A 14,815-nucleotide genomic window follows, 5' to 3' on the forward strand; every position below is an offset into this window, starting at 1 on the left:
CCCTGCTTCACGCACGCGCGCGCAGAGAGCAGACCCCCTCCCACCCGGGGGCGAACCCCCAGGTTCAATCCTATCGCCGGGGCACGACAAAATTTCTCGATGCCGCAACGCCCTGCCGCATCGGCCCACTGAGCTGCCGCGCCGCGATCGGTCGCCCGGCAATCACCCCCGACATGAAACGACGCGGGAAGGTCTCGATACCCCTGAAGGTCCGGCCTCCAGAACACCCGCCGAGCGAAGCCGAACGTCCCTCACCATCGAGTTATCCACAGCCCGGCGGCGAGGGGCGGCACGCGTTTCCGGCGCGCCTCTAGGATCGGACCCGTGCCTCCCGAGACCCAGATCGACGTCCGCGCCGCCGCCCAGGAAGTCCTGCGGCGGGTGTTCGGCTACGAACAGTTCCGCGGCGACCAGGCCGAGATCGTCACGCACGTGGCGAGCGGCGGCGACGCGCTGGTGCTCATGCCGACCGGCGGCGGGAAGTCGCTGTGCTACCAGATCCCGTCGCTGGTGCGCTCCGGTGTCGGGGTCGTGGTCTCGCCGCTGATCGCGCTCATGCAGGACCAGGTCGACGCGCTGCGCGCGCTCGGGGTGCGGGCCGGATTCCTGAACTCCACCCAGGGTTTCGCCGAGCGCCGGGACACCGAGCAGGCGTTCCTGGCCGGTGAGCTCGACCTGCTGTACCTCGCGCCCGAGCGGCTCAAGGTGGAGTCCACCGTGCGGCTGCTCGACCAGGGCGAGGTCGCGCTGTTCGCCATCGACGAGGCGCACTGCGTGTCGCAGTGGGGGCACGACTTCCGCCCCGACTACCTGCTGCTGTCCGAGTTGCACAAGCGCTGGCCGGACATCCCCCGCATCGCGCTGACGGCGACCGCCACCGAGGCCACCCGCGCGGAGATCGCCACCCGCCTCGACCTGGCCGACGCGCGGCACTTCGTCGCCAGCTTCGACCGGCCCAACATCCAGTACCGCATCGTCCCCAAGAACAACCCGCGCCGCCAACTGCTCGACCTGATCCGCACCGAGCACGACGGCGACGCCGGGATCGTGTACTGCCTGTCGCGCAGTTCGGTCGAGGACACCGCCCAGTTCCTGGTGGACAACGGGATCCCCGCCGTCCCGTACCACGCGGGCCTGGACAACCGCACCCGCGCTGCCAACCAGTCGCGGTTCCTCCGCGAGGACGGCCTGGTCGTCGTCGCCACGATCGCGTTCGGCATGGGCATCGACAAACCGGACGTCCGGTTCGTGGCGCACCTGGACCTGCCGAAGTCCGTGGAGGGCTACTACCAGGAGACCGGCCGCGCGGGCCGCGACGGCCTGCCGTCGACGGCCTGGCTGGCGTACGGCCTGCAGGACGTCGTGCAGCAACGCAAGCTGATCGACGCCTCGGAGGGCGACGAGGCGCACCGGCGCAGGCTGGGCCAGCACCTCAACGCGATGCTCGCCCTCTGCGAGACGGTCGAGTGCAGGCGCGGCCAACTGCTGAACTACTTCGGCCAGAGCGCCCCCGAGTGCGGCAACTGCGACACCTGCCTGACCCCGCCGGAGACCTGGGACGGCACGGTCGCCGCCCAGAAGCTGCTGTCCACCATCGTCCGCCTCGACCGCGAACGCAACCAGCGCTTCGGCGCCGGTCAGATCATCGACATCCTCCTGGGCAAACGGACCGACAAGGTCACCCAACACCGCCACGACCAACTCTCCACCTTCGGCATCGGCACCGAACTGAAGGACACGGAGTGGCGCGCTGTCGTGCGCCAGCTGCTCGCCCAAGGCCTGCTCAAGGTCGAGGGCGACTACGGCACCCTGCACCTGACGGACACAAGCCCCGCAGTCCTGGCCCGCCAACGCGAGGTAATGCTCCGCCGCGACCCGGAACGCGCAGCCCGCCCCACCCGCACGGCTTCGACGAGCAAGCGCGCGTCCGTCGACATGCCCTCCACCGCCCAACCCACCTTCGACCGCCTCCGCGCCTGGCGAGCGGCATCAGCGAAGGAACAGGGCCTCCCCGCCTACGTGATCTTCCACGACAGCACCCTCCGCGCCATCGCCGCCGCCAACCCCACCACCCTCGCCGAGCTGAGCAAGATCAGCGGCGTAGGCGAAGCCAAACTCGCCCGCTACGGCCAGCAAGTCCTGGACACCCTGACAGGCAACACCCCAGCCACCCCCAACGCCGCCCCCTCCACACCGAACGCCCCCTCCACACCCACCACCCCCGCCCCCGACCACCCCCACCTCACCTCCCACGACGACACCGACATCCCCCTGCCCGAACCCCCCGAGGAGGACTACTGACCCCACAGGACAACTAAATCGGCCCCAAGGCACGACCGAGCCACCGAGCACCAGGAATGCAGGGCGAGCACCAGGAATGCAGGGGCCGGGGGCGAGACCGCCGAAGGTGCGTTCGCATATGGATGGCCGGGTGCGACGGCAACCCCAGCCGCGCACCCTCTAGCGACGCCAGCCCAGCGGATAGCAGTCAGGTCTCGGCGGACCACGGCAGTCGATGGACCAGCCAGCAGGTGGAACCGGCACGCGTCCTAGGCGCACCGCAGTCCAGGCACAGCAGTCGACGCACGCGTCCAGCGAGAGCGCACGGCATACGGCGCACGACGTCCGGCGCACGGTGTCCGGCGCACGACGTCCGGCGCACGACGTCGGGAGACGGCGGTCGGCGTCGGGAGCCAACGCCGGGTAGCGGTGGATTGGCGGCAACCAGCCAACGCCGGAGAGCGCAGGGCGGTCAGCGCGCCAAGCAACCCGGAGGGCGGGGGACGGTCGGCGAGTCAACCAACCCGCCGGAGGGTGGTGGGGGTCGGCGCACGGCAGTCGGAACGCCTCGACCAGCACGGGGATGCGGGACGGCGGCCAGCGAGCGAACGGTCAGCGAGCGAACAGCCAGCGAGTGGGCGGGCGAAGTCGAAGTGCTGCGTGTCGTTCATCGGCGGTCTGCGCTCTGCGCGGCGGCGCCTGCGGTCAGCGAGTGGGCGGTCAGCGCAGGTCAGTCGGGCGTGGCACTCGGGGCGCCTAGGGCGCGGCAGTCGGCTTTCGCTGACGGTCCGGACAGGCGGGGGGCGGGGAGCTGGGCACGTCATGGAGGGGCGGTGGCTGGTGCGCGCTGCCGGAGCACCGGGCCGAGGCGTGGCGGTCGGGGTGCCTTCCAGCCTGGGGAGTTGTACGCGGCCTGCTAGCCCGCCTCTAAGCGGTCTGGGCGAGCCAGGCTGGGGGGTCGGCGTCGTGGGCTTCGCACCACTCCAGGGAGCCGACGGTCCACAGGAGGGCTAGGACGAGGACGCTCAGGGGGTCGCCGCCTTCGTTGCGGACGGACAGTTCCAGCTGGACGTCCACGTCCTCCGGGCGGCCGTTCAGGTCCGCCAGGACGGCTCGTACCAGGGCCCGGACGGGTGGGGTGAGGTCGTCCACCGAGACCTCGTTGCCCTCGGCGTCGCGGAGGTCCAGTAGGTAGAGGTGGTCTGGGTTGTCGCCGCCTCGGTGGAGGAGCATCGCCGCGGTCGCGTCGACCAGTTCGCGGATGACGGCGCGGAGGCGGGTGCGTTCGTCGGGGCCGCCGAGCAGGTCGAGCGGGGCGTCGACGCCGGGGGCGGCTCCGCCCCGCGTCACCGTCACCAGCCTGCGCGCGATGCCGCGTGGGTGCTCGGTCATGACAGTCGCTCCTCGTCGTCCGCCGGTTTGGTTCAGGTACCCCGCGGACTGTGCGCGCATGCACCCCATCTGCCCTGCGCGTGTCACGACGTGACACGATTCGCGAGGGCTCGCTACTCAGCGTTGCACATTCCGGATCATCATCCATAGGGTGCGGTGCATCACAGTGCACTCCATCCGGGTCAATCCCGGCGTCCGGAAAGGCGCACATGTCGATCCCCACCAACCGCAGACGGTTCCTCGCCTACCTGGTCGCCGCGCCGACGCTCACGGTGGCGGCCAAGATCGGCACAGCCGAACCCGCGCTCGCCGCTGTCCCCACCCCGCCCGCCCCCGCCGACCTGCTCGACCTCGGCGACATCCTGATCCTCGCGGGCGCCCCCACCGCGAACCTGCTCACCCTGACCGTCGACGAGGACGGCGGCGCGACGCTGCACCTGCCGCGCGCGGAGGTCGGCCAGGGCATCACCACCGCGACCGCCATGCTCGTCGCCGACGAACTCGACCTGCCGCTGGCGCTGGTCAGGGTCGTGCTCGACGACGCCCGCCCCGAGCTGCTGTTCAACCAGCTCACCGGCGGCTCCAACACCATCCGCTCGGTCTACCGCCCGGTGCGGACCGCCGCTGCCGCCGCCCGCGCCCGCCTGGTGGCCGCCGCAGCGGCCCGGTGGGGCGTCCCGGCCACGACGCTGCGCACCGAGGACGGCGCCGTGCTCGGCCAGGACCACCGCGCGACCTACGCCGAGCTGACCCGCGACGCCGCGCGCACCGACCTCGGCCCCACGACCGTCACGCCCAAGTCCGAGCACCGCATCGTCGGCACCCCCACCAGCCGGGTCGACGCGCGGGCGATGGTCACCGGCCGCCAGCGCTACACCCTCGACCTCGACCTGCCCGGCCACCCGACCATGGTCCGCAGGCCGCCGACGATCAACGGCACCGTCCGGCGCGTGCACAACGCCGAGGCGGTCAAGGCCATGCCCGGCGTCGTCGACGTCGTCGTGGTCGAGACCGGCGTCGCCGTCCTCGCCGAGACGTTCGGGCAGGCCCAGCAGGGCAAGGACGCCCTGGAGGTCTCCTGGAACCCCGGCACGGTCGACGACGAGGACGACGACACGATCCGCCGCAAGCTGCGCGCCGCCGCCCTGCCGTTCGTGGTCCCGCCCCTGCTGACGCAGTACCAGGACGCCGAGTTCGACTTCGCCTTCGTCAGCCACGCGCCGCTGGAGTCCAACACCGCCATCGCCGACGTGCGGGCCGACCGGGCCGAGATCTGGGCCGGGCTGAAGTCGCCGATCGTCGCCCAGCAGACCATCGCCGCCGAGCTGGGCCTGCCGCAGCACCGGGTGAAGGTGCACGTGGTGCAGGGCGGCGGCTCCTTCGGCCGCAGGCTGTTCTTCGACGCCGCGCTGGAGGCCGCGCGGATCTCCAAGGCCGCGGGCAGGCCGGTCAAGCTGCTGTGGAGCCGTATCGACGACATGCGGCACGGCCGCACCCGCGCGGCCAGCCACCACAAGCTGCGCGCCACGTTCGCCCTGGGCAACGTGCTGACCTTCGAGCACCGCGTGGCCAGCGTGGAGACCGACTTCGGGCACGGCCTCGGCGAGATCCTGACCGCCACCGCGGCCGAGCTGCCCGTGGGCGGCAACCTCAGCTTCGCCCAGACGGTCTTCCTGACCACGATCAAGTCCCCGTACCACTTCGGCGTCACCACGCAGCTGCTCAACGAGGTCCCGCTGCGCATGCACACCGGCTCGTGGCGGTCGGTGTACTCGGCGAACACCCGCGGCGCGGAGGAGATCTTCGTCGACGAGCTGGCCCGCCGCCTGCGCAGGGACCCGGTCGCGTTCCGCCGCGCGTTCCTCAAGACCGCCCGCCAGCGCGCGGTGCTGGACAAGGTGGCGGTGGAGGGCCAGTGGGGCAAGGCGCTGCCTGCCGGGTTCGCCCAGGGCGTCGGGTTCCACGAGGAGTACAAGTCGTGCACCGCGTGCCTGGTGGAGATCGACGCGCGCGACCGCGCCCACCCGAGGGTGACCAGGGCGGTGATCGCCGCCGACTACGGTCTGCCGGTGAACCCGCGCGGCCTGGAGGCCCAGCTGCTCGGCGGCCTCACCGACGCGATCTCCACGACGCTGACCGCGGGCCTGCACATCGACCGGGGCCTGCCGCTGGAGGGCAGCTACTCCCAGTTCCACTACGCCCGCCAGGCCGATTCCCCCACCGACGTGCGGATCTTCATCATGCCGCCGTCCGGGGAGCCCGGCGGGGCCGGGGAACTCGGCGTGCCCGCGGCGGTGGGCGCGATCGCCAACGCCTACGCCCGCGCGACCGGGGTCAAGCCGCGGTCGTTCCCCATCAACTTCCCCGTCGACTTCGAGCCGTTCCCGCGCTAAGGAGCCATCCGTGCCGACCTACTCCTTCACCGTCAACGGGGAGACCGTCACCGTGGACGCTCCCGCCGACCTCCCCGCGCTGTGGGCGCTGCGGGACAAACTGGGCATCACCGGACCGAAGTACGGCTGCGGCATCGACGTCTGCAAGGCGTGCACCAGCCACATCGACGGCGAGGCGTTCAACCCCTGCGTCACCCCGGTGGCCGAGATCGCGGGGCGGGAGGTGACCACGATCGAGGGCCTCGCCGACGGCGACGTGCTCCACCCGGTGCAGCAGGCCTGGCTGGAGCAGGACGTCGCCCAGTGCGGCTACTGCCAGCCGGGCCAGATCATGGCCGCGGTGGCGCTGCTGCGGCGCACCCCGGACCCGACCGACGCCGAGATCGACGCGATCGAGAACGTGTGCCGCTGCGGGACGTACTTCCGCGTCCGGCAGGCGATCAAGCGCGCCGCCGAGTTGATGAGAAGCTGACGTCCGGCTGCCCGACCCCCGGTCCGGATGACAGGATCGGGGGGTGGGCACCCTTCTGGCCGTCAGCGACCTGCACATCACCTACGACGAGAACCGCGAGATCACCCGCGGTCTGCGCCCGGGGTCGGCCGAGGACTGGCTGATCGTCGCAGGCGACATCGCCGAGAAGACCTCGGACGTGCGCTGGGCCCTCGAACTGCTCGCGGGCCGCTTCGCGCGGGTCGTGTGGACGCCGGGCAACCACGAGTTGTGGACGACGCCCAACGACCCCGACCAGACCCGCGGCGTCGAGCGGTACGAGCGGCTGGTGGCGATCTGCCGGGAGCTGGGCGTGCTGACCCCGGAGGACCCGTACGCGGTCTGGGAGGGGGAGGACGGCCCGGTGCGGCTGGCCCCGCTGTTCGTCGGCTACGACTACACCTTCCGCGCCCCCGGCGCGTCGACGAAGGAGGAGTCGCTGTCGATCGCGCACGCGGCGGGGATCGTCTGCACCGACGAGTACTACCTGTTCCCCGACCCGTACGAGACCCGCGACGACTGGTGCCGGGCCAGGGCGGCGGAGACCGAGGCCCGCCTGGCCGGCTGCGACCCCGACGTGCCGCTGGTGCTGATCAACCACTACCCGACGGTCCGCGAGCCCACCGACATCCTGCGGTACCCGGAGTTCGCCCAGTGGTGCGGCACGACGCTGACGGCCGACTGGCACACCCGCTTCCGCACCGCCGCGATGATCTACGGGCACCTGCACGTCCCGCGCGTGACCCACCACGACGGGGTCCGCTTCCAGGAGGTCAGCCTCGGCTACCCCAGGGAGTGGAAGCGCCACGGGAACCCGCACGGCATCCTGCGCAAGGTCTTCCCGAGCCCGGCGCGCGTCTGACCTGGCGGCACTTCGCCCCGGCACAATCCGGGACCGGCGCCGCGCGGGCGGGTGACGCCTCTCCGGACGACCGCCCTCCGCGCGACCTGCCCGGATGCGCCGCACCGCCATCCGACTATGACCCTCTGTGACCGTTATCACCGTGAGGTTATGGGTTACTGGGATGAGTCGCGGGGGGCTTCACCGCCGATCCTTTAGATGAACGAGAGTCGGCGCCCGGCGGCCGCAATGGGGCGACATGCCGGACGGCGACGGTGGAGGGTGCCTCGCCATGACGGCGGCGAACATCGCGGCGTTGCACGCCGTGGACGGAGACGGAAGACCGGAGTCGGTCGCGTTCGAGGTGTCGGAGTACCGCTCGGTGCTGCACTGGCCCGTGGACGGCGACTCGCTCGGCGCGTACCTGGAGGTCGGCCCCGAGGTGGGCGCCCTGCGCATGCGCGCGGGACTGGGCGCGGAGGTGCAGTGGTGGCTGCGGCTGCGCATGCTGGCGGGCCCCGTCCTCGCGGTGCCCGGCAAGCGCACGGAGTGGACGTTCCTCACCCAGCCCGCGACCGATGACCAGCGGCGGCGCCCCTTGCCGCCGGGTGTGGAGCCGGTGACCGCCAGGGTCCTGCTGCCCACACCGGACACCGACCGGTCGGTGACGCACTGGGCCACCGCGCCCGACTTGGCGCACCCGTCGCTGCCGCTGTTCAGCTCCGTGGTCGGAGCGGTGCGCAGCGTGCTCTACGGGCACCGGTTCTAGGACCTCCCCCGGGCCGCCGCGCCACCCCGGTGGCGGGCGCGGCGGCCGACCGGGCACGATCGTGGGCACCATGACGCTCACCGCCCGCCTCCCCGGCTCCCCCGACCCCGACGCGCTGTTCGACGCCTTCGCGGGGTGGGCGGACGACCAGGGCCTGTCGCTGTACCCGGCGCAGGAAGAAGCGCTGATGGAGCTGGTCTCCGGCGCCAACGTCATCCTGAACACCCCCACCGGGTCCGGGAAGTCGCTCGTGGCGACGGGCGCGCACTTCGTGGCGCTCGCGCACAAGCAGCGCACCTTCTACACCGCGCCGATCAAGGCGCTGGTCTCGGAGAAGTTCTTCGCCCTCTGCGACATCTTCGGCGCGTCCGAGGTGGGCATGATGACCGGCGACTCCAGCGTCAACCCGGGCGCGCCGATCATCTGCTGCACGGCGGAGATCCTGGCCAACATCGCCCTGCGCGACGGCGCGGACGCCGACGTCGGCCAGGTCGTCATGGACGAGTTCCACTTCTACAGCGAGCCCGACCGGGGCTGGGCCTGGCAGGTGCCGCTGATCGAGCTGCCCAAGGCCCAGTTCCTGCTGATGTCGGCCACCCTCGGCGACGTCACCCGGTTCAAGGACGACCTGACCCGGCGCACCGGCCGCGACACCGCCGTGGTGGCCAGCGCCGAGCGGCCGGTCCCGCTGTTCTTCTCCTTCGGCATGACGCCCCTGCACGAGGCGCTGGAGGAGCTGCTCAGCACCAACCAGACCCCGGTCTACGTCGTGCACTTCACCCAGGCGGCGGCGCTCGAACGCGCGCAGTCGCTGATGAGCATCAACGTCTGCACCCGCCAGGAGAAGGACGAGATCGCCAAGCTGATCGGCGACTTCCGCTTCTCCCCCGGCTTCGGCAAGACGCTGAGCAGGCTCGTGCGCCACGGCATCGGCGTGCACCACGCGGGCATGCTGCCCAAGTACCGCAGGCTGGTGGAGCGGCTGGCCCAGGCCGGGCTGATGAAGATCGTCTGCGGCACGGACACGCTCGGCGTCGGGATCAACGTGCCGATCCGGACGGTGGTGTTCACCGCGCTGTCCAAGTACGACGGCGTCAGGACGCGGCTGCTCAAGGCGCGCGAGTTCCACCAGATCGCCGGACGGGCGGGCCGGGCCGGGTACGACACCGTCGGGACCGTGCTGGTGCAGGCGCCCGAGCACGTCATCGAGAACGAGAAGGCGCTGGCCAAGCTCGGCGACGACGTCAAGAAGAAGCGCAAGTTCGTCCGCAAGAAGCCGCCGGAGGGCATGGTCTCCTGGGGCAAGCCGACCTTCGAGCGGCTCGTCGAGGCCGAGCCCGAGCCGCTGACCTCCAGCTTCCAGGTCAGCCACGCGATGCTGCTCAACGTCATCGGCCGCCCGGGCGACGCGTTCGCCGCGATGCGCAAGCTGCTCACCGACAACCACGAGGACCGGCCCGCCCAGCGCCGCCACATCCGCAGGGCGATCGCCATCTACCGGGCGCTGCTGGCCGCTGGCGTGGTCCGCAAGCTGGACGAGCCCGACGAGCAGGGCCGCACGATCGCCCTCGCCGAGGACTTCCAGGTCGACTTCGCGCTCAACCAGCCGCTGTCGCCGTTCGCGCTGGCCGCGATCGAGCTGCTGGACCGCGAGTCGCCGTCCTACGCCCTGGACGTGGTCTCGGTCGTGGAGTCCATCCTGGACGATCCGCGCCAGGTGCTGTCGGCCCAGCAGCACAAGGCCAGGGGCGAGGCCGTCGCGGCGATGAAGGCCGAGGGCATGGACTACGACGAGCGCATGGCGCTGCTCGACGAGGTCACCTACCCCAAGCCGATGGCCGAGCTGCTGGACGCTGCCTTCACCACCTACCGGCGCGGGCACCCGTGGGTCGGCGACCACCGGCTGTCGCCGAAGTCGGTCGTGCGCGACATGTACGAGCGCGCGATGACCTTCGCCGAGCTGGTCTCCTTCTACGGCCTGGCCCGCTCGGAGGGCCTGGTCCTGCGCTACCTTGCCGACGCGTACAAGGCGCTGCGGCAGACGGTGCCGGACGAGGCCAAGACCGAGGAGCTGACCGACCTGGTCGAGTGGCTGGGCGAGCTGGTCCGCCAGGTCGACTCCAGCCTGCTGGACGAGTGGGAGAAGCTGACCAACCCCGCCGACGACGCCGAGGCCCCCGTCGACGAGGCCCCGCCCGCGGTCACCACCAACCCGCGCGCGTTCCGCGTGCTGGTGCGCAACGCGCTGTTCCACCGCGTGCAGCTGGCCGCCCGGCGCGACTGGCACGCGCTGGGCGAGCTCGACGGCGACAGCGGCTGGGACGCCGAGGCGTGGGCGGACGCGCTGGAGCCGTACTTCGACGTGCACGCCCAGATCGGCACCGGCCCGGACGCGCGCGGGCCCGCCCTGCTGATCCTGGAGCAGGGCGAGGACGTCTGGCACGCCCGGCAGATCTTCGACGACCCCAACGGCGACGGCGACTGGGGCTTCACCGCGGACGTGGATTTGCGCGCTTCGGATGAATCCGGGACCGCCGTTCTGGCGGTGCGGACAGTGGGCGAGTTCTGACGTTGATCGGTCCCGGTCGCCGTGGGATGTTCGGGTCCCACCGACCAGGAGCGGGTGATGCCCCGTGGCGGCCCTCCGCCCTCTGCTGACGGCCGCGGTCGCGGTGGTCCTCGGGGCCGCCGTGATCGCGGTCGTGGACGGGCCGTCGCCGTCGGGGGCGGCCGAGTGCGCGATCCCGGCGTACGCCGAGGGGACCCCGGCCGCGCCGTCTGCCGCCCCCGACGGCGGTGGGCTGCGGGTGGTGGAGCAGGGCTTCACGCAGAGCGCGGACGTGGTCAGCGTCGGCGCGGTCGTGGAGAACACGAGCGGTCACGCCGCGTACCGGACGCGGGTGCTGGTGCGGCTGTTCGACGCCAAGCGGATGTGGCTGCCCGAGGAGCGCGCGGGCGAGGTCCGGCGGGTGGTGGAGATCCCGGTGGTGCTGCCTGGGCAGCGCGTGGGTGTCGGCACCGACGCCCACCCCGCGCCGCTGTACGGCGGCGGAGCGGCGGTCGTGGCGTCGTTCGAGGTGGAGCTGACCACCACGACCTGGCTGGACGGGAACGCGCTCGGTCCCTTCCGGACGGTCACGGCGACCGGGGTCGCCACCGAGCACCCGAACCCGGCGGCGCCGGGCGTGGTCAGCCTGCGCTACCGGGAGGACTCGCCGAACTGCCGGGCGCTGACCAGCCGGGGCGCCGCCGCGGTGTACCGGGACGCCACGGGCGCGATCGTGGGCGGGGCGATCGAGCCCCCGGGCGCGCTGATCGTCTTCCGCGACGACGACGGCGCCGTTGTCGGCGGTGAGCCGGGACCGCCCGCGAGCCCGTCGTGCGCGCCCGGCGACCGGGAGATGTGGATCATCCCGCTGCACGCGGCGCCGCCGTCGGCCGACCACACGCGCACCGAGGTCCACCCCTACTGCGACCTTTCCCGCCCCGCGCACGCGACCGGAGCCCGCGAACCCCGCAACTGACCGCCTACGGTTGACCTCGGCGGAAGGGGACGGCGTGGGCAAGGGCGACGGCGACCGGGTGGTGCGGTGCGAGCGGGGCCACCTGCACTGGGGCCGCTACGGCGCGGCCGGGCTGCTGCCGGTCTCGGACGGGCACGTGCTGCTGCAGCACCGGGCCTGGTGGACGATGGGCGGCGGCACCTGGGGCACCTTCGGCGGCGCCCGGGACAGCCACGAGGACGCCGTCACCGCGGCGCTGCGGGAGACCGCGGAGGAGTCGACGCTGGACCCCGGGCTGGTCAGCCCGCTGGGCATCCTCCGGGAGGACCACGGCGGCTGGGCGTACGACACCGTGATCGCCACCGTCGAGCGGACGCCGCCCGTGGGGCCCGCGTCCGGGGAGACGGAGGACGCGGCGTGGGTGCCGGTCGGCGAGGTGCACCTGCGGCCGCTGTTCGGGCCGTTCGCCAAGGCGTGGCCGAGGGTGCGGGAGCACCTGCGCAGGCCGGTGCTGGTGGTCGACTGCGCCAACGTCATGGGCTCGCGCCCGGACGGCTGGTGGCGCGACCGGCGCGGCGCTGCGACCCGGCTGCGCGACGCGCTGGCCGGGTTGGGCGACGTGCCCGGCCTCGGCGGGTTCGACGTGGCGTTCCCTGAGGTCGTCCTGGTGGTCGAGGGCCAGGCCCGCGGGGTCGAGTCGGTCGCCGGGGTGCGCGTCGTCTCCGCCGAGGGCAGCGGCGACGACACCATCGCCGAGCTGGCCCGGGGCGGGGCGCGCACGGTCGTCACCGCGGACCGGGGGCTGCGGGCGCGCTGCCAGGAGGCGGGCGCGGAGGTGGTCGGCCCGCGCTGGCTGCTGGACCGCGTGGCCTACTGACGGCGCGCGGGGCTACCCTGGCCGTGTGCGACGTTCCGGATGGGTGCGGCACGCACGGGATCTCGACCTTCATGACCATGTGTGCTGGTGGTATTCCGATGCGGCGGAGTTCCGGCTCCGCGCGCGGGAGTTCCTGGTCGACGGCCTGGCCGCCGGGCAGCGGGTCCGCTATGTCGGCTCCGCCCCCGAGGCGGTCCTGACCAGGGAGCTCGACGGGGTGACGGAGTTGGCCGAGGCGTTGCGGGACGGGACCGCGCAGGTCCGATCCCTGGCCGAGGCGTACCCGGGCGGCTCCGTCGTCGACCCGGACGAGCAGGTGGCGGTATACGCGCGAGCGACCGAGGAGGCCGTTGCGGACGGGTTCACCGGGTTCCGGGTCGCCGCGGACGCGACCGCGCTGGTGCGCGCCCCCGACCAGCTGGCCGCCTTCCTGCGCTACGAGCACCTGATCGACCGGTACATGTCCGAGAACCCGATGTCGGCGATGTGCGGATACGACCGCTCCGAGCTGGGCGACCCCGCGGTGGCGCAGCTGGCGTGCCTGCACCCGCAGACGAACGTGCGGCTCGCCGGTTTCCGGCTGCACGCCGCCTCGGACCGCACGGTCGCGCTCGCCGGGGAGCTGGACATGACGAACCGGTCGCTGCTCGACTCGGCGCTCGACCGGGTCGACCTGGCCGCCGACGGCGGGGAGATGGTGGTGGACGCGCCGGAGCTGGCCTTCATCGATCACGCCTGCCTGCTGCGGCTGGCGGGCTACGCCGAGCGCCGGGGCGTGGCGCTGGTGCTGCGCACCGACTGGCCCGGCGCGAGCCGCATGGCGCAGGTGCTCGGACTGTCGAGGGTGCGCGTGGAGCGAGCGGCATGACGATCGACACGACACTCGACGGTTTCGTCCACCCGGCGCTGTTCTACCGGTCCGACGACGAGTACCTGGCAGCGCTGGTGCCGTTCGTCAGCGACGGCGTCGCGGCGGGGCAGCCGGTCGCCGTGGCGGTGCCCGGTCCCCGGCTGTCGGTGCTGCGCGCGGCGCTGTCCGGGGTCGCCGACCGGGTGACGATGATCGACATGGCCGAGGCGGGCCGCAATCCCGGCCGGATCATCGCCGGGGTCCTGCGCCGCTTCGCCGACGAGCACCCCGGGACCCACGTGCGCATCATCGGCGAGCCGATCTGGCCGGGGCGCACCGCCGACGAGTACCCGGCGTGCGCCCAGCACGAGGCGCTGATCAACGCGGCGTTCACCGGCCGCGATCTGACGATCGTGTGCCCGTATGACGTGGTTGGTCTCGATCCGCACGTGGTGGCCGACGCGCGGGTTACCCATCCGCTGGTGTGGGAGGCGGACAGCCGTTATCCCAGCGACGACTACGCCCCCGAGCGCGTCATCGCCCACTACAACCAGCCGCTCGACGGGCGGGCGGACGCGGTCGCCATGACGGTCACCGAGGTCAACCAGATCACCGAGGCCCGCCGGTTCACCACCGCCCACGCCCGCGCGCTCGGCCTGGCCGAGGAGCGGGTGGCCGACCTGGAGCTGATCGCGACCGAGCTGGTCACCAACAGCCTCATCCACGCCACCGGCTCCTGCGTCCTCCGCCTCTGGCGCCACGGCGACCACCTGGTGTGCGAGGTCCGCGACGCGGGCCACCTGTCCGACCCCCTGGCAGGCCGCCGCCCCGCCCCCGGCGACCAGCCGTTCGGCCGAGGCCTCCTCCTGGTCAACGAACTCGCCGACCTGGTCCGCGCCCACACCACCCCCACCGGCACCACCCTGCGCGCCCTGCTCCGCCTGGTCCGCTAACCGGTCGAGGTACCGGACCACGCCCGCTCCGGCAGGCTCACTGACCGGGCAGGCGGGAGAAGGCCATGAAGCGCGCCGCTCTGGCTCGATTCGATGACCAGCGGGAAAGGTCGCCCCGCTCTACCGGCCGGGGCGCGCCACCACGAGCCCGCACGACCTGCTTTCGCTCAGGAAGATCCACCGACCGATTCAGCGACTCTTGCCGGGCGAGCCCACACGCCCACTCCGGCCAAGCGGGTGGGCGCCGCCCGGGCCGGGGCTGCCTCCCCTGCCGCGCCCCAATCCGGCGCTGATCCCGCCTGCCGGGTGGCGGATCGCGCCCGAAACACCACCACCGCGCACACCGTCCCACGTGCCACACCGAAACCGTGCTGAGCAACCGCAAGCCACGCCCGAACCACCACCAGCACCCCGGGCAGAGCCGCGTGCCTTACCCGAATCGGGCACTGCTCCAGCCTGCGGCCCAC

Annotated in this window: 11 protein-coding genes; 10 read left to right on the top strand and 1 reads right to left on the bottom strand. The window is 72.5% G+C overall.

Annotation, left to right across the window (positions count from 1 at the left end):
- The first annotated feature begins 324 nt into the window (after window positions 1-324).
- A complete protein-coding gene (gene recQ / locus IEY98_RS17045; protein ID WP_229786981.1) occupies window positions 325-2,301 on the top strand; it encodes a DNA helicase RecQ in 1,977 nt (658 codons plus the stop codon).
- A gap of 906 nt (window positions 2,302-3,207) precedes the next feature.
- On the opposite strand, the gene IEY98_RS17050 is transcribed toward recQ, so the two are convergent.
- Window positions 3,208-3,672: a hypothetical protein gene (locus IEY98_RS17050; protein WP_189211387.1), complete on the bottom strand. Its 465-nt coding sequence runs from the start codon at window positions 3,670-3,672 to the stop codon at window positions 3,208-3,210.
- Between the two features lie 209 nt (window positions 3,673-3,881).
- Between IEY98_RS17050 and IEY98_RS17055 the strand changes: the two genes are divergently transcribed.
- The 9 genes from IEY98_RS17055 (at window position 3,882) to IEY98_RS17095 (ending at window position 14,348) form a co-directional block, all read left to right on the top strand.
- Window positions 3,882-6,065, top strand: coding sequence for a xanthine dehydrogenase family protein molybdopterin-binding subunit (locus tag IEY98_RS17055; protein ID WP_189211388.1), 2,184 nt, complete (start codon window positions 3,882-3,884; stop codon window positions 6,063-6,065).
- A gap of 10 nt (window positions 6,066-6,075) precedes the next feature.
- Complete coding sequence (locus IEY98_RS17060; RefSeq protein WP_189211389.1) at window positions 6,076-6,537, top strand: (2Fe-2S)-binding protein; 462 nt, start codon at window positions 6,076-6,078, stop codon at window positions 6,535-6,537.
- 43 nt (window positions 6,538-6,580) lie between these two features.
- Window positions 6,581-7,417: a metallophosphoesterase family protein gene (locus IEY98_RS17065; RefSeq protein WP_189211390.1), complete on the top strand. Its 837-nt coding sequence runs from the start codon at window positions 6,581-6,583 to the stop codon at window positions 7,415-7,417.
- Between the two features lie 271 nt (window positions 7,418-7,688).
- Window positions 7,689-8,165: a hypothetical protein gene (locus tag IEY98_RS17070; protein WP_189211391.1), complete on the top strand. Its 477-nt coding sequence runs from the start codon at window positions 7,689-7,691 to the stop codon at window positions 8,163-8,165.
- 70 nt (window positions 8,166-8,235) lie between these two features.
- The gene (locus tag IEY98_RS17075) at window positions 8,236-10,734 is read left to right on the top strand and encodes a DEAD/DEAH box helicase (protein WP_189211392.1); all 2,499 of its coding nucleotides are present in this window, start codon (window positions 8,236-8,238) and stop codon (window positions 10,732-10,734) included.
- A 64-nt stretch (window positions 10,735-10,798) separates the two neighbouring features.
- A complete protein-coding gene (locus IEY98_RS17080) occupies window positions 10,799-11,689 on the top strand; it encodes a hypothetical protein (RefSeq protein WP_194510805.1) in 891 nt (296 codons plus the stop codon).
- A 34-nt stretch (window positions 11,690-11,723) separates the two neighbouring features.
- On the top strand, window positions 11,724-12,545 hold the full coding sequence (locus IEY98_RS17085; protein WP_189211393.1) for an NUDIX domain-containing protein: 822 nt from the start codon (window positions 11,724-11,726) through the stop codon (window positions 12,543-12,545).
- A 79-nt stretch (window positions 12,546-12,624) separates the two neighbouring features.
- Window positions 12,625-13,413, top strand: a complete 789-nt coding sequence (locus IEY98_RS17090; protein ID WP_229786982.1) for an MEDS and STAS domain-containing protein — start codon at window positions 12,625-12,627, stop codon at window positions 13,411-13,413.
- The gene (locus IEY98_RS17095) at window positions 13,410-14,348 is read left to right on the top strand and encodes an anti-sigma factor RsbA family regulatory protein (RefSeq protein ID WP_189211395.1); all 939 of its coding nucleotides are present in this window, start codon (window positions 13,410-13,412) and stop codon (window positions 14,346-14,348) included. The genes IEY98_RS17090 and IEY98_RS17095 overlap by 4 nt, the downstream gene beginning before the upstream one ends.
- Window positions 14,349-14,815 lie beyond the last annotated feature (467 nt).

The organism is Actinokineospora fastidiosa (assembly GCF_014648415.1).
Classification (GTDB): domain Bacteria; phylum Actinomycetota; class Actinomycetes; order Mycobacteriales; family Pseudonocardiaceae; genus Actinokineospora; species Actinokineospora fastidiosa.